Source organism: Lachnoclostridium phytofermentans (assembly GCF_000733755.1).
In the GTDB taxonomy this organism is placed as follows: domain Bacteria; phylum Bacillota; class Clostridia; order Lachnospirales; family Lachnospiraceae; genus Lachnoclostridium; species Lachnoclostridium phytofermentans_A.
In genome coordinates this window covers 346,132-370,078 of the sequence record NZ_JPOF01000002.1, presented here as the reverse complement: position 1 = coordinate 370,078, position 23,947 = coordinate 346,132, and the positions used below count along the sequence as shown (strand labels likewise).

General features: G+C 36.7%; 25 protein-coding genes. All 25 read left to right on the top strand.

What is annotated here, in order from left to right; translation table 11 throughout:
- Positions 1-219 precede the first annotated feature (219 nt).
- The 25 genes from mgrA (at position 220) to CC92_RS0104125 (ending at position 23,942) form a co-directional block, all read left to right on the top strand.
- Positions 220-1,218: an L-glyceraldehyde 3-phosphate reductase gene (gene mgrA, locus CC92_RS0104245; RefSeq protein WP_029504275.1), complete on the top strand. Its 999-nt coding sequence runs from the start codon at positions 220-222 to the stop codon at positions 1,216-1,218.
- A 694-nt stretch (positions 1,219-1,912) separates the two neighbouring features.
- A complete protein-coding gene (locus CC92_RS0104240) occupies positions 1,913-2,860 on the top strand; it encodes an ABC transporter permease (protein WP_029504276.1) in 948 nt (315 codons plus the stop codon).
- 14 nt (positions 2,861-2,874) lie between these two features.
- Positions 2,875-3,795 carry a carbohydrate ABC transporter permease gene (locus CC92_RS0104235; protein ID WP_081841928.1) on the top strand — a complete coding sequence of 307 codons (921 nt, stop codon included), beginning with the start codon at positions 2,875-2,877 and terminating at the stop codon, positions 3,793-3,795.
- A gap of 87 nt (positions 3,796-3,882) precedes the next feature.
- Entirely contained in the window at positions 3,883-5,646 is a 1,764-nt protein-coding gene (locus CC92_RS0104230; RefSeq protein ID WP_029504278.1) for a hypothetical protein, read from the top strand.
- Between the two features lie 494 nt (positions 5,647-6,140).
- Positions 6,141-6,896: a 2,3-diphosphoglycerate-dependent phosphoglycerate mutase gene (gene gpmA / locus CC92_RS0104225; protein ID WP_420323182.1), complete on the top strand. Its 756-nt coding sequence runs from the start codon at positions 6,141-6,143 to the stop codon at positions 6,894-6,896.
- Positions 6,897-7,077: 181 nt separating this feature from the next.
- Entirely contained in the window at positions 7,078-8,208 is a 1,131-nt protein-coding gene (locus tag CC92_RS0104220; protein WP_029504280.1) for a 1-propanol dehydrogenase PduQ, read from the top strand.
- Between the two features lie 24 nt (positions 8,209-8,232).
- Positions 8,233-8,586: a BMC domain-containing protein gene (locus CC92_RS0104215; RefSeq protein WP_330372751.1), complete on the top strand. Its 354-nt coding sequence runs from the start codon at positions 8,233-8,235 to the stop codon at positions 8,584-8,586.
- Positions 8,587-8,730: 144 nt separating this feature from the next.
- A complete protein-coding gene (locus CC92_RS0104210; protein ID WP_029504282.1) occupies positions 8,731-9,180 on the top strand; it encodes a EutP/PduV family microcompartment system protein in 450 nt (149 codons plus the stop codon).
- A gap of 36 nt (positions 9,181-9,216) precedes the next feature.
- Positions 9,217-10,686, top strand: coding sequence for an ethanolamine ammonia-lyase reactivating factor EutA (eutA, locus tag CC92_RS0104205; protein WP_029504283.1), 1,470 nt, complete (start codon positions 9,217-9,219; stop codon positions 10,684-10,686).
- Between the two features lie 198 nt (positions 10,687-10,884).
- A complete protein-coding gene (locus CC92_RS0104200; protein ID WP_029504284.1) occupies positions 10,885-12,249 on the top strand; it encodes an ethanolamine ammonia-lyase subunit EutB in 1,365 nt (454 codons plus the stop codon).
- 64 nt (positions 12,250-12,313) lie between these two features.
- On the top strand, positions 12,314-13,207 hold the full coding sequence (eutC, locus tag CC92_RS0104195; protein WP_029504285.1) for an ethanolamine ammonia-lyase subunit EutC: 894 nt from the start codon (positions 12,314-12,316) through the stop codon (positions 13,205-13,207).
- A 63-nt stretch (positions 13,208-13,270) separates the two neighbouring features.
- Entirely contained in the window at positions 13,271-13,927 is a 657-nt protein-coding gene (eutL, locus tag CC92_RS0104190; RefSeq protein ID WP_029504286.1) for an ethanolamine utilization microcompartment protein EutL, read from the top strand.
- Between the two features lies 1 nt (position 13,928).
- Positions 13,929-14,741 (top strand): BMC domain-containing protein, encoded by an 813-nt coding sequence (locus tag CC92_RS23195; RefSeq protein WP_051650845.1) that lies wholly within the window; start codon positions 13,929-13,931, stop codon positions 14,739-14,741.
- Positions 14,742-14,755: 14 nt separating this feature from the next.
- Positions 14,756-16,243 (top strand): acetaldehyde dehydrogenase (acetylating), encoded by a 1,488-nt coding sequence (locus CC92_RS0104180; protein ID WP_034218479.1) that lies wholly within the window; start codon positions 14,756-14,758, stop codon positions 16,241-16,243.
- 67 nt (positions 16,244-16,310) lie between these two features.
- On the top strand, positions 16,311-16,601 hold the full coding sequence (eutM, locus tag CC92_RS0104175) for an ethanolamine utilization microcompartment protein EutM (protein WP_029504289.1): 291 nt from the start codon (positions 16,311-16,313) through the stop codon (positions 16,599-16,601).
- A gap of 159 nt (positions 16,602-16,760) precedes the next feature.
- Positions 16,761-17,555, top strand: coding sequence for an ethanolamine utilization cobalamin adenosyltransferase (locus tag CC92_RS0104170; protein ID WP_029504290.1), 795 nt, complete (start codon positions 16,761-16,763; stop codon positions 17,553-17,555).
- Positions 17,556-17,743: 188 nt separating this feature from the next.
- Complete coding sequence (gene eutD / locus CC92_RS0104165) at positions 17,744-18,391, top strand: ethanolamine utilization phosphate acetyltransferase EutD (RefSeq protein WP_029504292.1); 648 nt, start codon at positions 17,744-17,746, stop codon at positions 18,389-18,391.
- 151 nt (positions 18,392-18,542) lie between these two features.
- Complete coding sequence (locus CC92_RS0104160; RefSeq protein ID WP_029504294.1) at positions 18,543-19,307, top strand: hypothetical protein; 765 nt, start codon at positions 18,543-18,545, stop codon at positions 19,305-19,307.
- A gap of 16 nt (positions 19,308-19,323) precedes the next feature.
- Positions 19,324-19,599 carry a EutN/CcmL family microcompartment protein gene (locus CC92_RS0104155; protein ID WP_029504297.1) on the top strand — a complete coding sequence of 92 codons (276 nt, stop codon included), beginning with the start codon at positions 19,324-19,326 and terminating at the stop codon, positions 19,597-19,599.
- A complete protein-coding gene (locus tag CC92_RS0104150; protein WP_029504298.1) occupies positions 19,592-20,146 on the top strand; it encodes a BMC domain-containing protein in 555 nt (184 codons plus the stop codon). Before CC92_RS0104155 ends, CC92_RS0104150 begins: the two co-directional genes overlap by 8 nt.
- Before the next feature lie 12 nt (positions 20,147-20,158).
- Entirely contained in the window at positions 20,159-21,253 is a 1,095-nt protein-coding gene (gene eutH / locus CC92_RS0104145; protein ID WP_029504300.1) for an ethanolamine utilization protein EutH, read from the top strand.
- Between the two features lie 146 nt (positions 21,254-21,399).
- Positions 21,400-21,858 (top strand): cupin domain-containing protein, encoded by a 459-nt coding sequence (locus tag CC92_RS0104140; RefSeq protein WP_029504301.1) that lies wholly within the window; start codon positions 21,400-21,402, stop codon positions 21,856-21,858.
- A 379-nt stretch (positions 21,859-22,237) separates the two neighbouring features.
- Positions 22,238-22,633, top strand: a complete 396-nt coding sequence (locus tag CC92_RS0104135) for a hypothetical protein (protein ID WP_029504302.1) — start codon at positions 22,238-22,240, stop codon at positions 22,631-22,633.
- A 44-nt stretch (positions 22,634-22,677) separates the two neighbouring features.
- Positions 22,678-23,292 carry a hypothetical protein gene (locus tag CC92_RS0104130; RefSeq protein WP_029504304.1) on the top strand — a complete coding sequence of 205 codons (615 nt, stop codon included), beginning with the start codon at positions 22,678-22,680 and terminating at the stop codon, positions 23,290-23,292.
- 14 nt (positions 23,293-23,306) lie between these two features.
- Positions 23,307-23,942: an AHH domain-containing protein gene (locus tag CC92_RS0104125; RefSeq protein WP_029504306.1), complete on the top strand. Its 636-nt coding sequence runs from the start codon at positions 23,307-23,309 to the stop codon at positions 23,940-23,942.
- Positions 23,943-23,947: the final 5 nt, after the last annotated feature.

The window sequence follows — 23,947 nt, the reverse complement described above, 5'->3', positions numbered from 1 at the left end:
CTTAGGATAACTATAACATAGGGAGGTGTAAAGTGCATATCAAATAATGCCATAAATTCATCAAATTTGAAGTTAAGACTGTAAAAAGTGCTTGACTTTGAGTTAACTCTAAGGTTTAGACTATGGGTAAGAAATAAAAAGAAAGGGATGTAAATAGAATTACATTTCATACATAAGAATGGTTTTCTATTTTTTTTATTAGAAAGGAAGGTAAAAAATATGAGTTACATAGCAAATGAATACCGATATGACCGTATGGAGTACTTTCGTTGTGGAAAGAGTGGATTAAAGCTTCCAGCTGTTTCTCTTGGTTTATGGCATAATTTTGGAAGCAACGGAAATTTTGATAATATGAAGGAGATGTGTAAAACAGCTTTTGATTATGGAATTACACATTTTGATTTGGCTAATAATTATGGGCCAGTAGCAGGAAGTGCAGAAGAGAATTTTGGTCGAATTCTGGCAACTGATTTTAAGCCATATCGTGATGAGTTAGTGATATCCACAAAAGCAGGTTACTATATGTGGCCAGGACCATATGGTGAATGGGGATCAAGAAAATATTTAATTTCAAGCTTGGATCAGAGCTTAAAACGCATGGGACTAGAATATGTAGATATCTTTTATCATCATAGGCCAGATCCTGAGACTCCATTAGAAGAAACAATGCTTGCGTTAGATGCGATTGTAAAAAGTGGAAAAGCATTATATGTTGGAATTTCCAATTATAATAAAGAGCAAACAAAAGAAGCGGCAGCAATTCTTCGTGATCTTAAGTGTCCGTTTATCATTAATCAACGCAAATATTCTCTTTTTGATCGTACCATCGAGGAGGATGGATTAAAACCTTATGCAGCGAAAGATGGAATTGGAGTAATTGCATTTTGCCCATTAGCACAGGGATTATTAACGGATCGATACTTACATGGAATACCTAAGGACAGTAGGGTGATTACGGATGGCAGATTTCTTAAGGAAGGTGACATCACCGAAGAGAGACTATACCAAATCAAAGCATTACAAAATATAGCAAAAGAGCGAGGTCAAAGTCTTGCTCAGATGGCACTTTCCTGGATCTTACGTGATGGTGAAGTAACCAGTGTTTTAATTGGAGCATCAAGACCATCACAGATTGAAGAAAATGTGAAGATTGTCGGGAATATTAAGTTCTCGCAAGAGGAATTAAAGCAGATTGAGAGAATCTTAAAATCTGAATAAATATCAGGATGAGATAAAAAGTAATAAAAAATGATTTTAAGTACAAATAATTCAAAATATATTTTAGGAAAGCACTGGGTATTCCATTTTGGTCTACCTGGTGCTTTACTATTCATGACAGGAAAAGTTCGCGAAGTGTGTTTATCTTTTTAACTTTTAATATTGATAACGAAAATTTCGAAATAGACTAGCTTTTTCCTTATGCTAGATCAATTTTACCACCGCCAAGAGTTCCTTGAAAATCATTCAGTACTGCTATTTTTTTCATAATATTTCTACCGTTTAAAAGTCAACCCTAAATTACACATTATTTCATAAATATGATACAGTTCTCCAGTTACACTTCAACTTCACTTTGTTATCTATGCATTGGATATGAGACAAGTGCATCATTAAATCACACTTATTTGAGGTTATAAGACGTCTCTTACCTTTTCCGCCATAAAGAAACCATTATATAAAATGCACAAAAATAATAATAAAACATCTAGAAATATAGAAATATGGATAGATAATAAACAAATATTTCTAAATTAATTTAACATAATAACCAAAAATAAAGAAGTTTATTTTAAAAAATAGCAATATATGAATATTGAAAAGCAAAATATGGTAAGCATGTTTTAAAAAAAATACATATAATGGAATCATATACAAAGGATATTGAATTAACAATTGGGAGGAGAAATGTTTTATGAAAAAAGAGCAAACATTAAAGTCCAAAAAGGCAAAACAAGAACCGCTCTTAAGGCATATAAAGCGAAATTGGCATCTATATGCATTTCTAGTGATACCGATTGTGTACTATGTGATTTTTCGCTATATTCCAATGTTTGGTAACATCATAGCGTTTCGTAAGTACCGAGCAGGAAGTAGTATTTTCGGAGATGAGTGGAGTGGATTAAAGTATTTTAAACAGTTTATGGCGGACCAAAGCTTCTGGCGTGCATTTAAAAATACTTTATTCTTAAATGTTTCTTATTTACTAATACGTTTTCCTGCAACCTTAATCTTTGCGTTACTCCTTAATGAGATACGGTGCCTGCCATGGAAAAAATTTGTTCAGACAGTTTCTTACCTACCGCACTTTATCTCCATGGTAATCGTAGCTGGAATGGTAAAAGAATTACTTTCTACGAATGGACCAATCAATTCTCTCTTGGCGGCCATGGGGAAAGATACAATTCCGTTCATTTCCATACCAGAATGGTTTCCAACCATCTTTGTTGGATCAGGAATTTGGCAAGGACTGGGATGGGGAACCATATTGTACTTAGCTGCAATCGCAGGAATTAGCCCGAGTCTTTATGAAGCGGCTACGGTGGATGGGGCGAATCGATTTAAACGTGTGTGGCATATCACATTACCTTGTATCCTTCCAACAATAACAACCTTGTTGATATTAGATATCGGTGGATTAGTTGGTTCAGGTGGTGCTTTTGAAAAAGTATTTTTGCTATATAACCCAATGACATATGAAACTTCTGATATTGTCTCTACCTATGTTTATCGAATGGGTGTTGGTTCTGGTAACTATAGTTATGCTACAGCAGTTGGTTTGTTTGAGGGTATCATTAATTTGGCACTTCTTATGACAGCAAATATCATTTCAAGGAAAACCACTGAAAGCGGACTGTGGTAATAGGAGGTAGCGAGATGTCAGTAGCAGTTAGTTCAAAAAATAAAGGGAATTACGTTCCTTCTAAAATAAAAGAATCCACAAGCTATAAGGTATTTAAAGTTTTTAACGCTATCCTTTTAACTATCATATGTATAGCAACCTTATATCCTTTTCTATATTTGGTTGCGCAATCGTTTTCGTCAGAATCAGCGATTATAAAAGGGCAAGTTAGCATATTTCCAGTGGATTTTAATATTGTTACATATAAGTCAGTATTTGCGAAAGGAGATTTTCAGCGATACTACTTAAATACAGTAATCTATGCAGTGATAGGAACAATAGGATCACTCTTTACTTCCTCTATACTAGCATATCCTTTATCGAAACCTCATCTTAGATTAAACAAGTTTTTTGGTCCATTTATTATCTTTACCATGTATTTTGGTGGAGGTATGATCCCGAACTACGTGTTGATTAATAAGCTTGGGATACGAAATACGATGGCTGCATTTATCTTACCTGGATTAATTGGTACTTATTATGTTCTACTTATGCGATCTTTTTTTGCTAATGTACCAACAGAACTAGAAGAAGCTGGTGAAATCGATGGATTATCTAAATTTGGTGTGTTCTTTAAAATTGTTCTACCACTTTCAAAGCCAATAATGGCTACCATGACATTGTTCTATATGTCTGGCTATTGGAGTAATTGGTTTACTGCATTTTTATATTTAGATGATAGAGAGAAATGGCCAGTTGCATATTATTTAAGACAAATTATTATTGGTACTTCAACTTCAGCGAATCCTGGTGCAGCAAATGCAGAGACCATGCAAATTGCAGCCAATATTAAATCTTGCTGTATGGTATTGATGGCAGTACCTATCATTTGTGTATATCCGTTTATACAGAAGTACTTTGTACAAGGAATGATGCTCGGTGGCGTTAAGGAATAGACAATAAAATCGAGGCCTTTCACGAGATACTTTCTTTCGATGGAAAGTTAGTATAGAAATCAACAAATCTTTTATGGGAGGGAAAATATGAAGAAAAAGGTTCTAAGTTTAGTTTTATGTGTAGCCATGGTAGTATCATTAGCTGCGTGTGGTAACAAGGGTAAAGAGTCTAATAACAATAACAATATTACAAATGAACCGACTGCTACAAAAGTACCAGAGGCAACACAAGCACCGGTAGAAGAAAAATTAGGTTATGAGTTTGGCTTAAATACATTTCATTCGGATGAGCCAGTTACATATTCCATGTTCTTTAGTGATGCCAGCTGGTATCCAATGGTAGAGAGATGGGAAACAGAAGGTTTATTTGCTAAGATTAAAGAATTAACGAATGTTACATTGGAAGTAACAAAAATTGATAGTGGTGACTATGATAACAAAAAAGCTCTTATGATTAATGGTGGAGAATCGGCTTATATCATTCCAAAAACTTACGATGAATCAGCATTTGTGGATGGTGGTGCGGTAGTGGCAGTATCTGATTGGGTACAATATATGCCAAACTATCAAGATTTCTACACAAAATACAACATGGAAGCTGATGTTAAGACAATTGTTCGTGCAGATGGCAAGTACTATCGTCTTCCAGGTATGAAGGAAAGTGCATTACAAGATTATACCTTTTTAATTCGCGATGATATCTTTAAGGCAGCTGGATATGATGTTTCAACATTAGAAAATGATTGGACTTGGGATGAATTGTACGATGTCTTAGTTGGTGTTAAGGCATATATGGTAAGTAAAGGTATGTGTAAGGAAAGTGACTACATCTGGTCTGATTTATGGTGTGGTACGGAATCCGGTCAAGGGAATGGCGGTAACCTTCTTAAGTTAATAGCTGCATCCTATGATGTACCTTCTGGATGGGCAATTGGTAATGGTATGCAATATGATGCTGAAACTGATCAGTGGTATTTTGCATCAACATCAGATGATTACAAAGAGTTTGTAACGGTTGCAAATAAATATATCGCTGGAGGTATCTTAGATCCTGAAACATTTACCCAAGATGATGTAACAGCAAACAATAAATTCTATCGTGGTGAGACAGTAATTATCAGTGTTAATCGTTCTCAGTACACAGCATGGTTACAGGGATTGGATGAAGGTTTAGGAGCAGGAAACTACGCTACCTATTTAACGGTATATCCAAGAGGAAAAAATGAGTACACATCTGAGAACTCTCGTCTTGAGAATGGTGTCATGATTGCTAGTAAGGCTTTGAAGGAACTTGGAGAAGATGATTTTATTAAGATGCTTCGTTTTGTTGACTGGTTATGGTACTCCGATGCTGGTAAGACACTTGCTAAATGGGGGGTTGAGGGAGAACATTGGAATTATGTAACCGATGAAGCAACTGGACTCAAAGTAAAAGCATTAACAGAAAACTGGTTCTGTGGTGGTCTTGGTATCGCTGCAACCGATGAAACAAAGCAAAAAGATTTACGACTTGAACTTGGATATGCAGGTGGTAACTTCTGGTATGGTGGTAACAATGAGCAATTAACAGATAACTTTACACCTGTTATGCAGGATTACTATGCAAGAGTTGCAGAATACAGAGCAATTAGACCTTTAAATCCTTCCTTCTCATCGACAGAAGATGAAAATGAACAGATTAATCTTTGGAAGACTCCTTTGATTGACAATGTTAATGCTTGGACTCTTAAGTTTGTAACTGGTCAGATGAGTATCACGAATGATTGGGATGCTTATGTAGCAAGTTGTCAGAATTTGAACAGCCAGAATTTAGTAGACTTATATAATGAGATGTATAATCGTTCTAAATAAGTTCATAAGAATAACTAGTTAATCAGAAACTAAATGGTTAGTAGGAAATAAATGAATATTATTAAATCAGTTACTTTTATATTTTTGTAAAAAATAAGTAAATCATCATAAACATCTAAAAGATAGACCTTGTAACTAAATAAGTTCAAAGAGAAATTGCTCTTTAACTTATCTTAATTACAGGGTCTTTCTATTTTGTTTGATGGATGCATTCCATCACTACAAAAATCACGAGGTGTAGATTGAGAACAGTTTTTAACGAATAAAAGTACGATTGAAAGTACATAAAAATTAAAATACTCCAATAGCAACATTGCGATAAGAATGGTCTATCAAAGAGTAGGAAACTATAAGGTATAATAAAATACCTTAAAAAAATCAGATATTAAAGATAATAGATTAGCAGTATAATAAAATAGAGTATTGTAGTATTTGAGGTAAAGATACAGAGTAAATCAAATTGGATATTTAATTTTTATCTTTTAAGGAGGATGATAAATATGAAATTAGTATTGTTAAGACATGGAGAAAGTGAATGGAATAAAGAAAATTTATTTACTGGTTGGACAGATGTTGATTTGTCTGATACGGGGAAAAAGGAAGCAGCAATGGCGGGCATTACCCTAAAGGAAAATGGATATGATTTCGATGTTTGCTATACGTCTTACTTAAAGCGCGCAATACATACCTTGAATCTAGCACTGGATGAAATGGATAGAGCCTGGTTACCTGTGGTGAAAAGCTGGAAACTCAATGAGAGGCACTATGGAACGTTACAGGGATTAAATAAATCGGAAACAGCTGAAAAATATGGAGAAGAACAAGTAAAGATATGGAGACGCAGTTATGATATAGCTCCACCTTTACTTAAGGAGGATGATGAGCGTAATCCAAAATATCAAGAGCAGTATAGAAACGAAAGTAGTGAGGTACTTCCTTTCGGAGAGAGCTTAAAAGATACTATCGCGAGAGTAGTACCTTATTATAATGAGGTCATATTAAAAGATATGATGGCAGGTAAAAGAGTCTTAATAGCAGCACATGGTAATTCCTTACGTGCACTGGTAAAATATATTGAAGATATGTCACCAGAAGAGATATTAAATGTTAACATTCCCACTGGAATACCTTTGGTCTATGAATTGGATGAGAAGGGAAAATTCCTTTATAAAGCATATCTTGGTGATCCGGAGAGGGTAAAGGCTAAGATTGAAAAGGTGTCTGCTCAGGGAAAAGCTACAATTGAATAGTAGATTGTAAAACAAAAAGATACAAAATTCTGATTGGAATTTTGTATCTTTTTTGTTTTTCTTGTAGTTTATTCCTGCCTTAAAGTCTCTTTTATCAAAGACTTTTATATATGAAGTATAGTAATGTTAAAAATACATACTATATTTGGGTAACTGTGGAACTTAAAAAAGGTGATGACAAATGAACACATTCGAATTGAAGACGAAAGTCGTATTTGGACAGGAAGCTTTGCAATATTTGCAATCCCTGAGACAAAAGAAAATATTTATCGTAACCGACCCATTTATGGTGAAGTCCGGAATGATTGACTCCATCACCAAGTATTTGGCTGAAGGGTCTTATAAAGTTTTTAGTGACATTGTACCAGATCCACCGATGGAATTAGTGGTGAAAGGTGTAGGAGAAGTCACAGCTTTTAAACCTGACGCCGTAGTTGCGGTTGGTGGAGGTTCTGCAATTGATGCAGCGAAGGCAATTATGCATTTTTCAAAGGAGATTGGAAAACTAGAGGACATGCAATTTATTGCGATTCCAACGACAAGTGGGACGGGGTCTGAAGTAACCTCCTTTGCTGTAATTACAGATACAGAGAAAGGAATCAAGTATCCTTTGGTATCGGAGGCTTTGATACCAGATATCGCGATATTGGAGCCGAATCTTGTGAAATCTGTTCCACCTGCAATTGTTGCAGATACGGGGATGGATGTTTTAACACATGCGATAGAAGCTTATGTTTCTACAAAGGCAACTGATTTTTCAGATGCATTCGCTGAAAAAGCTATCTCTTTAGTATTTCAATATCTTTTACGGTCTTATGAAAGTTCAGAAGATATGGAAGCAAAGGAAAGAATGCATAATGCATCGTGTCTTGCTGGTATCTCTTTTAATCTGGCATCTCTTGGTTTAAATCATGCGATTGCACACAACATAGGTGGTAAGCTACATGTACCTCATGGAAGAACGAATGCTATTTTACTTGCGCATGTCATTGAATTTAACAGTAATATTACAGGATTCACACCAAAGGATTATTCAGAAGCGGCGATGAAATATGCAAAAATAGCAAAACTCATCGGTATCTCAGGTAGCACAGTTAGATTAAGTGTGAAAAACTTAATTAGCGAGATTTCTAAATTGATGCTTCGAATGAAAATGCCAACAAAACTAACGGAATGTCAGATTAATAAGGAAGATATTCTAAAAGAAAAGAAGGCAATTGCAGAAGGTGCGTTAAATGACGCTTGTATTATAACTAATCCGCGCGTAGCTAGCATTTCAGATATTACTGAAATCATTCATAAGATTTCATAAAGCAGGAAACGGTGGTGAGGACTTGTGATACAAATCGATGAAAAGCAAAGAATTATTCAGGAATTCGTACCTGGTAAACAGATTACACTCGCCCATATTATTGCGAACCCTACAGAGGAGATTTATCAAAAACTCGGACTGATCTCAGAGGAAATTAATGCAATTGGGATTATGACAATAACGCCTAGTGAAGGGGCTATCATTGCTGCAGATGTTGCTAACAAAGCTTCGGATGTTAGGCTTGGGTTTATTGACCGCTTTAGTGGAGCACTAGTAATTACAGGAGATGTCAGTTCTGTCGAATCAGCAATTCGAGATGTAGTGTCGGTACTATCTAATAATCTTTATTTTACTCCAGCTGCAATTACAAGGACGTAATGTCCAAACAAGAGAAGTAAGGATAACAGATTTTTTCAACTTATGAATATGGATTTTAATCGATTTTGGGTTAAGTTGAAAATCGATCTAACAGTTCAACTTCTTGATTTGTATATGTGCTTAAGCACGCAGATAGGAGTATAGATGGGTAGTGGAAAAATAATTTTTATGGGTAGGACCGGAAGTGGGAAAACAACACTGTGTCAGAAGCTAGATGCGCTGGAATTAAAGTATAAAAAGACACAATCAGTGGAGCTCTATGACAATGCGATTGATACCCCAGGGGAATATATGGAGAATCGAAATTTCTATCGAGCTCTTATTATGACTGCAGTGGACGCAAAACTAATCGCAATTTTAGGTGACCCTACGGTAAGGGATAACTATATACCTCCCGCATTCGCGGGTACTTTTGCAAAAGAAATCATTGGAATTGTAACGAAGGTTGCTATAGCAGATTCCGAAGAGGATATTAAGCGAGTGGAAATGGAGCTAAGGCAAGCTGGTGCGCGAAACATCTTTCGTGTAGATACTGTAGAAGAGATTGGTATTGAAGAATTGTTTCATTATATTCATGAGCGTATTGATAGTTAGAAAAATTAAAGTTAATGCAAGCAGATGGGAGAAAGCATGAGAGAAGAACTATTAAGTGTGGGTATCGATATCGGAACCAGTACAACGCAACTGGTTTTTTCAAAATTAATGATTGAAAATATAGCCTCCAACTTCTCTGTTCCCAAAGTGGTAATAGTAGACAAGGAAATTATTTATCGTAGTGAAATTTATTTTACGCCACTACGTTCTCCGACTGAAATCGATGGAACGAAGGTTAAGGAAATTATAGAAGGTGAATATAACAAAGCAGGCATCGAAAAAGCGAGTATTAATACGGGAGCAGTAATTATTACCGGTGAGACAGCCAGAAAGGAAAATGCGAAGGAAGTACTAGCAACTTTAAGCGGATTTGCAGGGGATTTTGTTGTGGCAACCGCTGGACCGGATTTAGAGAGTATTATTTCTGGAAAAGGTGCAGGTGCACATGTATTTTCCAAAGAACATCATACTGGTGTTGTAAATATTGATATTGGTGGAGGAACAAGCAATCTTGCTTTGTTTTTACATGGGGATGTCAAAGATACAGGGTGCCTTGATGTGGGTGGACGTCTGATTAAGATAGATAAGAACACGAGAGAAATTACCTATTTATCTGAGAAGGTGAAAGAGTTAATTAAGAGAAAAAATCTATCTTTATCCATTGGGATAAAAGCAACAAAAGAGAATTTACAACCAATCCTAGAAGCCATGGTTTACGCCTTAATGCAGAGTGTTGGGATTAGGCCAATGAACGATGATTTTTCATTATTTATTACACACAAAGAGGGAGAGGAGGTTACGAAGTTTACTTGCCATGAAACAATAGAGAGAGGATGCCCAATCACTAGTATTACTTTTTCTGGTGGTGTAGCAGATTATATTTATCGAAAAGAAGAAGTAACAGATGATTTTGCTTATGGCGATATCGGAATTTTATTAGGACAAGCCATTAAAGAATCCCCATTATGCAAAGAACTCACGGTGCTTAAAAGTGTTGAGACAATACGGGCAACCGTAGTCGGAGCTGGCACTCATACAATGGAAATCAGTGGTAGTACAATAACATATACTACAAACGCCTTTCCAATTAAAAATCTACCAATTCTTAAGTTATCAAAAGATGAAGAAGAGTCCGCAATTAGTATGGAACAGGCAATTTCAACGAAACTAAATTGGTTTAAGTTAGAAGGTAATCTCCAAAAAGTTGCGATTGCTTTTGAGGGAAGTAAAACCCCCTCCTTTTTGCAGGTGACTGACTATGCAAAAGGTCTTATAGGAGGAATGAAAGAATTAATGGAGAATGATCTTCCCTATATTATCTTAGTTGAAAGTGATATGGCAAAAGTTTTGGGGCAGTCAATGTATCGAATGCTTGAATATAAAAAAGATATTATATGTCTGGATAGCATCCATGTGGAGAATGGGGACTATGTTGATATTGGGAAACCGGTAGCAGAAGGTACCGTGTTACCTGTAGTTGTAAAAACTTTGGTATTTAATAAATAGAAAGTTGCATTTTGGTAATCCTAAATGCAGGTAAGTTGAAGAAAGAATTCTAATGGGAGATGAAATGCCTTTGTCCTTGGCATAAACTTCATTAGCGCGAAAGTGTTAAGATTCATTTATTTAAATTACGAAATGATACGCGTGTCTCGGAATAGTTTCGTTATTTTTAAACTATTAGCACGCAGATAGGAGTGGACTATGATTTTAAAAGCACAATTGTTCGGACATACCTATGAGTTTAAATCACTTATGGATGTCATGGCAAAGGCAAATGAGGAAAAATCGGGTGATACCCTTGCTGGAGTTGCTGCAGAGTCTGCAGAAGAACGTGTGGCAGCGAAGATTGTACTTGCGAACATAACCTTAGAGCAGCTTCGCAATAATCCTGCGGTTCCTTATGAAATCGATGAGGTAACCAGAATCATTCAGGATGATGTGAATGAAAAAATCTACAATGAAATCAAACATTGGACCGTTGCTGAGTTCCGGGAATGGATTTTAGATGAGAATACAACTGGTGCTGATATCAGAAGAATTAGTCGCGGTATTACTTCTGAAATGGTGGCTGCGGTTGCAAAGTTAATGTCAAATATGGACTTAGTATATGGTGCTAGAAAAATACGTGTTACAGCTCATTGTAATACAACGATTGGAGAACCAGGGACATTAAGCTGTCGTCTTCAACCAAACCACCCAACGGATGATCCTGACGGTATCATGGCTTCATTATTAGAAGGACTAACCTTTGGAGCAGGAGATGCACTTCTTGGATTAAACCCAGTAGATGACTCAACAGAAAGCGTAGTTCGTGTCTTAAAGAGATTTGAAGACATCAAACAAAAATATAAGATTCCAACTCAGACCTGTGTACTTGCCCATGTTACTACACAGATGGATGCTATCAGAAAAGGTGCACCATCGGATTTAATCTTCCAATCCATCGCAGGATCTGAAAAAGGAAATGAAGCCTTCGGATTCACTGCTGCGATTATCGAAGAAGCAAGGCAGTTAGCTTTATCAGAAGGAACTGCAGAAGGTCCAAACGTCATGTATTTTGAAACTGGACAAGGTTCTGAATTATCCTCAGAAGCACACCATGGTGTTGATCAAGTGACTATGGAAGCACGCTGCTATGGTTTTGCAAAACACTTTAATCCATTTGTTGTAAATACTGTGGTTGGTTTCATCGGTCCGGAATACCTCTATGATGGGCGCCAAGTAAACCGTGCAGGACTTGAAGATCACTTTATGGGTAAGCTAACTGGTATCTCGATGGGGTGTGATGCTTGCTATACGAACCATATGAAAGCAGATCAGAACACGATTGAAGACCTATCGGTACTGTTAACCACCGCAGGCTGCAATTACTTTATGGGAATACCTCATGGTGATGATGTCATGCTCAACTATCAGACCACTGGTTATCATGAAACTGCTGCGCTTCGTGAAATGTTTGGTTTAACAGCCATCAAACCATTCCATGAATGGATGATTCGTATGGGCTTTATTGACGAAAAAGGCAAGCTGACAAAATTAGCCGGTGATGCTTCCGTCTTATTCTAGTAATGGGAAGTGTGAAGTATAGCGATACGCACAAGTCTTCAGATTATGAAAGGAGATTTCATGTATGGATGAACAAAATTTAAGAAAAATGGTGGAGCAGATGGTGGAGCAGATGATTAGTGGAGGTGGTGCTGTTATCAATAACAAACCATCCAAAAGCTCAGTTAGCCAAGGAACAGCTACTGCTGTATCATCGGAATGCTTACCTGATATAACTAAAATAGATTTAAAGTCCTGGTTTTTATTAGATCATGCTAAGAATAAAGAAGAATATCTTCATATGAAGAGTAAGACACCGGCAAGACTTGGTGTTGGCAGAGCAGGAGCACGTTATAAAACCATGTCAATGCTTCGTGTGAGAGCGGACCATGCAGCTGCTCAAGATGCGGTATTCTCTGATGTCTCAGAGGAGTTTGTAAAGAAAAACAATTTTGTATTTGTAAAAACGCTTTGTAAAGATAAAGACGAGTATTTAACAAGACCTGATCTTGGACGTAGATTTGGTAAAGAAGAACTGGAGCTAATCAAAAAAACATGTGGGCAAAGTCCAAAGGTTCTTATCATTGTTGGCGATGGCCTATCCTCCTCTGCGATTGAAGCAAACGTAGAGGATATGATTCCAGCATTAAAACAAGGTCTTAGCATGTATCAGATTAATGTGCCACCAATCCTTTTTATCAAATACGCGAGAGTAGGTGCGATGGACGATATCGGTCAAGCAACAGATGCAGATGTTATTTGTATGTTGGTTGGAGAGCGTCCTGGTTTAGTTACCGCAGAATCTATGTCTGCTTATATTTGTTACAAACCAAAACATGGAGTTCCAGAATCAAAAAGAACCGTAATATCGAATATTCATCGAGGTGGTACAACGCCAGTTGAGGCAGGTGCTCATGCCGCAGAATTAATTAAAAAGATGTTAGATAAAAAAGTATCCGGTATTGAATTAAAGGGTTAATGGATATGAAGTTAGTGTGAAAAATTAAGACTTTTTACACTATTGCGAAGAATGGAGGTTATTATGAAGAATGATAAATTACACCCAAATATTTTAGCGGTGCGGATTATCTCTAATGTAAGTCCGGATTTAGCTGAAAAACTTTCACTTGGTGAGCGGCATAAGAGTCTTGGAATAATTACAGCAGATAGTGATGATGTGACTTATACCGGTTTGGATGAAGCAACAAAAGCTGCTGATGTTGAAGTGGTTTATGCTAGATCCTTCTATGGCGGTGCTGCGAATGCAAATACAAAACTTGCAGGTGAAGTAATTGGTATCCTTGCAGGTCCAAGTCCTGCTGAGGTTCGTAGTGGTCTCAATGCCTGCATTACATTTATGGAAAATGATGCTTACTTCATTAGTGCGAATGAGGATGATTCTATCGTATATTATGCTCATACTGTTTCAAGAACAGGATCTTATCTCTCGAAGGTTGCTGGGATAACGGAAGGAGAAGCGCTTGCTTATGTCATTGCCCCTCCTCTAGAAGCAATTTACGCTCTTGATGCAGCCATGAAGGCAGCGGATGTAAGATTATGCGAGTTTTACGGACCTCCAAGTGAGACAAACTTCGGTGGTGGATTATTAACAGGTTCTCAATCTGCTTGCTATGCGGCCTGCAATGCATTTGCAGAAGCAGTAAGAAGTGTAGCGGAACGGCCAAAGGAATATCAATAAGATGCAAGCATTAGGAATGATTGAGGTGATTGGTTTACCACCCGCAATTGAAGCGGCGGATTCTGCCCTTAAAGCGGCAAACGTTACGTTACTAGCAATAGCAAAAGCGGATGCTGGTATTCTAACAGTCGAAATCACCGGAGATGTAGGAGCAGTTACCGCTGCTGTAGATGCAGGCGCCGCAGCAGCAGGGCGTGTTGGTACACTAAGGGCAAAACATGTCATACCACATGTGGATGAGAGTCTTGCTGGTAAGATGTTAATGAAGGGAACTACGCTTTTTCAGCCCAAAACCAAGCCTATAAAATCTGTCGATAACAGCATGGATGCTAGTTTTACTAATTCGCAGGCAGATGGGGCCATGAAAGTGAAAGAGATCTCCGATACTAGCATTTTTTCAATAGATTCTAGTAAGAATGTTGATCGTGTTCAAACGGAAGAAACTAATAATAGAGAAGAAAACACATTGAAAATAGAGAGCTCTTCAAAGGAAGTTGATGCATCAAAGGAAATTGATGCTTCTGATGAAGTTACTACATCTACTAAGGATTCTAACATCTTACGTAATGATACAGCCAATATAGTTTCTCCGAATGATATTAACATCGGAAGAGATGATATCTTTGGAGAAAGTACAATCGACAGTATAAAAGATGAAAATCAGATTTATACCGTTACTGATTTAAAGAAAAAGAGCAATGATACGCTTCGTGCAATCTTACAAAGTCAAGGTGTGGAATTAACAGAAATTCATAAGAGTGCAAAGAAACAGGAATTAATTCAACTTATTATAGCGCAGCAAAATCGTAGATAAGAAGGAGACGGCGGATGGAGTTACAAGAGAAAGATTTAATGTCAATACAAGAAGTCCGTTTGCTTTTAAAAACAGCAAAGGAAGCCCACAAGATATTAGTAACCTTCAATCAGGAACAAATCGATCGTATTGTTAAGGCAATTACAGAAGCCTCTTTAAAGCATGCAGAACGTCTTGCAAAGATGGCAAATGAAGAAACCGGATTTGGTATCTGGCAGGATAAAGTAATAAAAAATGTGTTTGGATCCATGGGAATCTACGAAGCAATCAAGGATCAAAAAACAATTGGTATCCTTAAGGAGGATAAGAAGAACGGAACCATGGAAATTGGTGTACCGGTAGGCATTGTTGCAGGAATTATACCATCAACAAATCCGACGTCTACCGTTATGTATAAAACACTAATCTCAATTAAGGCGGGTAACTGTATTGTATTTTCACCACATCCTGGTGCGAAGAATTGTATCTTGGAAACGGTTAAGGTTGTTAGTGAGGCAGCAGAAGCAGCAGGATGTCCAAAAGGTGCGATATCCTGTATCTCCATTCCTACCCTTCAAGCAACGAATGAGCTGATGAAGCATCCAAATACGAATCTTATCTTAGCAACCGGTGGCTATGCAATGGTGAAGTCTGCTTACTCTTCCGGAACACCAGCGATTGGTGTTGGAGCAGGCAACGGGCCTTCGTTTATTGATAAAACAGCAAATGTGAAACTAGCGGTAAAACGTATTATGGATTCTAAAACTTTTGACAACGGTACAATATGTGCTTCTGAACAATCCGTTATTGTGGAACGCTGCATGGAACAGACTGTTAGAGAAGAACTTACGGCTCAGGGTGGTTACTTCTTAAATGAAGCGGATTCAGAAAAATTAGCACGTTTTATCCTACGCGCCAATGGTACGATGAATCCACAAATCGTTGGTAAATCGGTAGCTCATATTAGCAAACTTGCTGGTTTAACAAACGTACCACCTAGTGCAAGAGTGTTAATCGCAAAGGAAACAAGAGTTGGTGATGAAGCTCCATATTCAAGAGAAAAATTAGCTCCAATTTTAGCATTCTTCGTAGAAAATACGATAGATGATGTCATTAATAAAGTGGTGGAGATATTAAACTTTGAGGGAATGGGACATACCTTTACCCTTCATAGTACTAACGATGAATTAATAAAACGTTTTGCTTTACGTGTACCTGCTTCCAGAATCTTAGTAAATACAATGGGTTCACTAGGTGGTGTTGGAGCATCTACGAATCTATTCCCTGCCTTAACACTTGGTTGTGGTGCGGTTGGTGGAAGTTCATCTTCTAATAATATTGGTCCAATGGATTTAATTAATATAAAGCGAGTAGCGACAGGAATAAAAGAATTAGAAGAAATTAAAAAAGATGCAACTAATAGCCTCGGTAATAACAATTCCTCTTGTTACAGTGCATGCGGTAATGTGAATTCAGAGCTGGTAGAGGATATTGTAAAAAGAATTATGAAACAACTAATATAAACAACAAAATGAAGAATAATAGTATATGAGCACGTAACTGTTCTCTGAATAATAGGAGGAAATGAATATGTCTAATACAAATGCACTTGGAATGATTGAAACGAAAGGTTTAGTTGGTGCTATCGAAGCAGCAGATGCTATGGTAAAAGCAGCCAATGTAGCTTTAATCGGCAAGGAACAGGTAGGTGGAGGCTTGGTAACTGTTATGGTACGTGGTGATGTTGGTGCGGTGAAGGCAGCAACTGATGCAGGTGCAGCGGCAGCAGAACGTGTCGGTGAATTAATTTCCGTACATGTAATCCCTAGACCTCATTCAGAGGTAGATGTGATTCTTCCTCATTCGCATACACAGGCATAACTATTATCTTAGAAATAGAAGCAAAAGTAACTTCTTTAGTGATGTGTCTTACTAGTGCCGGGATGCACCCGGCACAATAAAAAAGGCATATCTCTTCAGTATCACATCAAAAAGAAAATGTGATATATCAAGAATGTAAGATAATGGCGAGGTTTTAGAATGGCGTTAATTACGGAACAAGATATTCGAAAATTGATAAGTGATGGTCTTCTAAAGGAAAAAGGTGAATTTCATATGGGAAAGGACACGATATTAACTCCTTCTGCCAGGGCCTATCTTTTAGAAAAGAACATCACATTAACAGGTCGGGATTCTCATGGTTTTAATCACTCAAATCAAGGAAAATTAACTGATTCGGAAGATAAAACGGAGAATAATAAGAGGGATCCCTTAGAAGTATCTGTAGGCTTTGATACAGTATTTGGTGTTCATCTAGAAGAAAAACCGGAGCATATGACACATCTTCGTGGAAATCTATTGGTGTTTAAAGATCATAAGCGAATTATTCTTCGAGGTGCAATTGATTATCTTGAATCAGAGATTATCCTTGCACAAATAGTTTCTGAACGTATAAAAAAGCCAAAACTAACAAAAGAGTTAGAGGAAGTAATACGCTTCATCCGAAAGCTACTGCAATATGAAATTACAGGAGAAGCGGTTGGTGATTTTATGTTGGCTGGCTTAAATGAAAAAGATCTGCGAGAACAATCGTATCATCCAAGTCAGTATTTTGGAATGAAACATTTTCTTCCTACCTATCAGCATGGTGAGATGACCGCATATTTAAATAAATTAAGAACACTTGCAAGAAAGACAGAAATTGTAGCATTTAAAGCATTTAAAGCGGAAGATGGAACGGTAACTAGAGAAGATATTATCAGAGCTTTTAATCGATTATCTTCCTTCTTTTGGATTATGATGTTTAAATATTTAACTGGAAAATATGACGAGTAAGTGTGAAAGAAATCTTCGATTTCTTTCACACAGAAGTTTGTGCCTGCGTCGTCCTCGGCACAAACTTCCTGCCTACTAAGAGGCAAGTTTTCAAGAGTGAATGATAGATCTTTTACTCAGAAAATTTGACAACACCAAACTTGAACCTTTAGTAACTCCTAAAAAACAGTCGTAGCATGGAGGCTAGTATGTTAGCACAAACAAACATTAATATAGAAGCAATTATTGATACAGTGATAAAGGAACTAAAAGAGCAGTTATTTATTCTAGTTGAAGCATCCGGCAGACATGTTCATTTAAGCAGAGAAGATGTTAACACATTATTTGGATCTGGTTATCAGCTTACTCCTATTAAAAAATTATCACAGCCAGGACAATTCGCCTGTGAAGAAAGGGTAACGATTACAGGTCCGAAAAACTCAATTCAAAATGTTGTGGTGTTAGGGCCAGAGAGAAGCAAATCTCAGGTTGAAATATCGTTAACAGATGCACTAACCCTTGGGACTAAGGCTCCGGTAAGACTTAGTGGTGATATTAAGGGTACACCTGGAATAAAAATAACCAATCCTAAAAATGGTGCATCGATAGAGTTAAAAGAAGGACTTATCGTTGCAAAACGTCATATTCATATGACACCAGAGGATGCAAATCGTTTTCATGTATCGAACGGTGATTCCGTGAAAGTTAAGGTTTTTGGTGAACGTCCAGTGATTCTTGAGGACGTTGATATAAGAGTTGATAAAAATTTCAGTACCGCAATGCATATTGACTATGACGAAGCGAATGCTTGTGGTTACACGAAAGAAACGAAAGGAATGATTATTGTGGAAGAGTAGGTTGTTCGCTAAGTTCTTTCGAATATATCTTGATTATTTAAGTTGGAATGAACGATTCGTATATCACTAGAAATAGTATTGTTACCTATGAATTATTCCTAAGATAATAAAAATCGAAGGTATATCTTGAAATAAGAAAAGAGTTGAGTTTATGTACGAAGATTTTATTGAAGAAGTTATAACTGAAGTTCTTCGCCTTCTGTCGGAGTATGAAAATACTTGCACACACAAAAAAACATTGTTAGTACTATCAGACGAGCCTTATCCACTTTCGGAGTCGATCACAAAAGAATTTAATTTGCTGACTCCAGATATCGGGGGTAACCAAAAGGTAGTCGAACTTCATACAATGGTTTCCTGTGCAGAGGTAATTTTAATTACATCTGTTACAGCAAAACAATTAGCTAATCTTACTCTATTATGTGGAGATGGGTATTTGGAAGAAGCGATACGATACGCACTTTTGCTTGGAAAAACAATCTTCGTGCTTGAAGAAGGACTAGAATACCGCTCCTACAAGGCAACTGCACATAAAACATTCTATCGTAGGTTGTTAGAGTATGAGGAGTGCTTAAAACAATATGGTATTTTCTTTACGACAGAAAGTGAATTTCCATCGATTGAAAAACAGATAAATCAAACAGTTCTACGAAAACAATCTAGTGAAAGAGTAATCAAACAAACAGTAATACACAATCAATCAATAGATAATAAAAGTATTTCCTATTTTCCGAAGGGAACTAACGAAGCAACGGAAGTGCGGATAGAGCTAAAGAAAAAACTGATTTTAGAAAAAGATTTAATGGATTTAAATGTGAAATCGCAAGTAGTGATATGCATTGAAAAAGGCAGTATTGTAACACCTAGTGCTCTAGATTATGCAAGAGCACATCGAATGAGGTTTATTAAAATCTGATGGAGGCGCAAAAAAGTTGGAGCTTGGCAAAGTAATCGGGAGTGTTTGGGCAACCAAAAAAGATGAAAAATTGAATGGACATAAGCTACTGGTAGTACAGCTTACAGATGCTTACGAGAAGCCAAGTACAAGGTTAGTAGTTGCTGCGGATATGGTAGGTGCAGGAGCAGGAGATCAGGTGCTTATAGTACGAGGAGGTTCAGCACGGTATGCACTATCATCATCAGGTTCCCCAGTAGATGCAGCGATCGTAGGAATTGTTGATTCTGTGGTGGTAGATAAGTATGAATAAAAGCATCGGTGCACTGGAGTTTATCAGTATCAGCCGGGGAATGTATGTAGCTGATGCTATTGTAAAGAAGGCAGAGGTAGAAATTATATATTTTAAAACAATTTGTCCAGGAAAATTTCTTATCATAGTTTCAGGAGATGAAGGAGAAGTAGATACTGCGATTGATTATGGGGTTAGTATCGCTGGAAAAACATTATTCGACAGTTTTAAAGTTCATGCAGTATCCCCGGCAATCATTGAAGGGATACGATCAAGATATGATCCTGTAGAAAAATTGGATGCAGTAGGTATCGTTGAGACTAGAAAGGTATGTACTGGTATCAGAGCTTTAGATATCGTGTTAAAGGCAGCAGATGTTAAAATATTACGAATCTATCTAGCATTTTTTATTGGAGGGAAACTAGTATTTGCAGTAACAGGTTCGGTAAGTAGTATCGAACATGGGATATCAGAATGTAAGCAGCTATTAAGTGAGGGTGAGCGGGAAAATATTGCGATTATTCCTTCTCCAAGTCGAGATATCCTTGAGAATTTATTAAAACGATAAGGAGGTGTTTTCATGAGTGTAAATGAGATAATTGTTTATATCATGGTTGTATTTGCGGTACTTGGCGCAATCGACCGAATTATTGGTAATAAATTCGGTCTTGGAGAAAAATTCGAAGAAGGTATTCTTGCGATTGGATCCTTAGCGATCTCCATGGTTGGTATTATCGCTCTTGCACCTGTACTAGCGGATATTTTAAAGCCGGTCATTGTTCCAGTATTTAGCTTTTTGGGTGCTGACCCAGCGATGTTTGCAGGTACAATATTAGCAAATGATATGGGTGGTGCACCACTGGCACAAGCATTGGCAGAAACTAAAGAAGCAGGATTATTTGGAGGTTTAATTGTTGGTGCGATGCTTGGACCTACCATCGTGTTTACGATACCGGTTGGTCTTGGAATCATTCGTGAAGAGGATAGAAGATTTTTAGCAACTGGTGTTTTAGCGGGTGTAATTACGATTCCTATTGGATCCTTTGTTGGTGGTTTGGTTGCTGGTTTCCCAATCATGATGGTAATTCGAAACTTAATTCCTATCATTATTATTGCAATCTTAATTGCCCTGGGTCTTTGGAAGTTTCAAAATGGAATGATCAAAGGTTTCACTATATTTGGAAAGCTGGTTGTTGCGGTAATCACATTTGGCTTAGCGGTTGGTATCGTGCAGCAATTAACGGGCATAACAATCATAAAAGGTATGGCTCCGATTAGTGAAGGGTTTACAATCGTTGCTGATATTTGTATCGTTCTTGCGGGTGCCTTTCCACTGGTATTTGTAATTACAAAAGTATTTAAGAAACCTTTAATGGGACTTGGTAAATTACTTGGTATGAATGATGTTGCAGCGGCTGGTTTGGTAGCTTCCTTAGCAAACAGTATTCCTATGTTTGATATGATGAAGGACATGGATAACCGTGGTAAAATCCTTAACGTAGCATTTGCAGTGTCCGCTGCCTTTGTTTTCGGTGATCACCTTGGTTTTACTGCTGGTTTTAATTCTACGATGATTTTACCAATGATTGTTGGTAAGATTGTTGGTGGTATTACTGCTTTATTTGTTGCAATCTTTATTGCGAATAAGACGTTAAAACATGATAATGTGAAATAGGATTTCTTTAAGTGAAAATGAACTTACAGTAGCCTATTGAAAAAAGCATTTTTTAACCGAATCAAGTAGCGAAGCGGATTGCGAATATCCGCTTTGACTTATAGATAAGAGACAGGAACATTGTGAATAACGAAAGGAATAGGCACATGGAAGTAAATCGTTCAACAATTGAGACCATGATACGTGATATCTTAATGGAGAAACTTGGTAGCGGGACGGCAGACTTAAGTAGAAATAAATTAAAAGAAGGAGTTATTTCTGTTAAGGTCCCAACCATTCGCGTATCCGAAGATGACTTAATGAATACTGGAAAACCAGGAGACATTGTATATACAAAAGACTTGTTTTCATTAGAAGAGAGTCCAAGGTTAGGTTGCGGTATCATGGAGATGAAAGAAACTACGTTTGATTGGACACTGAATTATGATGAAATAGATTATGTGATTGAAGGAACTTTAAATATTGTGATGAATGGTAAGACAGCAACTGCGAATGCAGGAGAGCTGGTTTTAATTCCGAAAGGATCTTCCATTAAGTTTTCCGTACCGAATTATGCAAGATTTATTTATGTGACGTATCCGGCGGATTGGGCGAACCAAGGGTGATTTACTAGCTTATGGTTACTAAACTTTGACGGACTGGGGTGGCATATAGGTAATCCTCCGAAAGCTAACACGCTTTCTTCGGAATACCTATATGCCACCCCAGTCCTGTGATATCAGGTTTCAGGTTCTTAAGGCATTAAGTGCTCTTTAAAACTTATGAAAACATTTCATGTTAAAATATTTTATTTAAATACATAAATATCTTATATATTCTGATAAGAGATTTAAAAAGGTTTTATATTTAGTCAAATATTAGAGATTAAAGTAAAATGTATATTATATGGTACATTCGTTCTGTTTACATATAATGTAAAAAATATAGAATTATGAAATAAGAAAGGAGAAAAAAACTAAAAAACTAAAAGAAACTAATTTTTTTTTGGTATGGACAGTAGGAACAAATCCCTTAGTTTATGATACCGATAACGATGGATTTCCAGATGGGTATGAGGTTAATGTACTAAATACAAACCCATTGGAATACACAAAAGACTCTGATTTTGACAACGATGGTGTATCAAATCTTGAAGAGTTTATAAGAGGTTCCCATCCTTACCTTTATGATAGTGATTTTGATGGAATATCTGATATTAATGATACCAAACCGTTATTAACAGATTTAGATGCTAATACGAAGATTGATTATGATGTTAAAGTTCCGCTAGGTACATATGATAAAAAGTACAACTTTAAAAACGCTGATGGTGAGAAGTGTACTATGATATTTAATACACTTAACAAAAATATGAAGTACATAAACATTGGAAAAAAGTAGAATCAAAACTATTCTACAATGCCGATAATCTATTGGTTGCACAAGTGAATAGTAATTATAGTAAGAGCTATGCAGATACTTTTACTTATGATGATAATAATCTGTCTTTTATTGGACATAAAGGAGTAGGTTACTATTTTGATTATAGCGAGCATGGCGAATTAACAGAGACGCGTGTTGGAAATCAAGTCATTAGTAAACATTCCTATGATGAAAACAGTTCAACTGTAGGAACAATATTTGGTAACAATCAATCAATCGAATATCTTTATGATGAGAATAATAACATATCAGATATAAAGATTAATGGTATTACATATTTTGACAATATGTTTAACGAAAATGGGCAAATTGTATCACAAAAAGATGTAATGAATCAAGTTAATTATAATTATGCTTATGATGAATACAGTAATTCAATTAATGTTTACTATTATATTAAAAATCTACAACAGGATATCGTCGGTATTGTGAATGATAAGGGAGAAGAGGTTGTTCGCTATACTTATGATGATTGGGGGAATCTGTTAACTATTAACGGAGATAGAGAGCTTGGAAATTTGAACAAATTCCGTTACCGTTCTTACTATTATGACAAGGAAAGCGATTTTTATTACCTTAAAGTCGTTATTATGACAGTGACACAGGCAGATTTTTAAATGCAGATGAAATATTGGCAACTTATAATGCTTTTTCCTACTGTAATAACAATCCGATAAACTATCTGGATTATACCGGACATGAAGCAGGCACAGCTATCACGTATATATGTTTGGCTTTGATCTTTATAGGGTTTCTAGCACTCTATGCCTTTTTTATCAGCTCGGATTTCTTTCCAAAATGGCAGGCGTTTCTTAGTTCAAGCATAGATAGATTTGGTAATGCATTATTTGCTTTAGGGACCTATATAACCAATTATATTGTTATCAATGTTAAGGAGAGTGCTAGAAGAGTTTCTCTTTATATTGCTGAACGAATCGCTGAAAAAACAGTTGCTCCACAATATCCATCTTCGCACGAGGTACATCATATTGTGGCACAAACTGCCGGTGCAGCAAAACCGGCAAGAGACATATTAGAGAAGGGTGATGTTAATATCAGTGTGAATGCGGATACTAACTTAGTACCGTTAAAAACCGGTGTTCATAAGCATCTACACACTACAATTTATTACGAAATGGTGAACTACTATATTATAAATTCGTATATGGCTGTCACTGCGAATGAGTCTGCACGTGTTGCGATAAATCGTTCCTTAACGGAGATAAAGGCTATCTTATTAGCAATCAGTAATGCTTCTCCGTTCTAAATTCT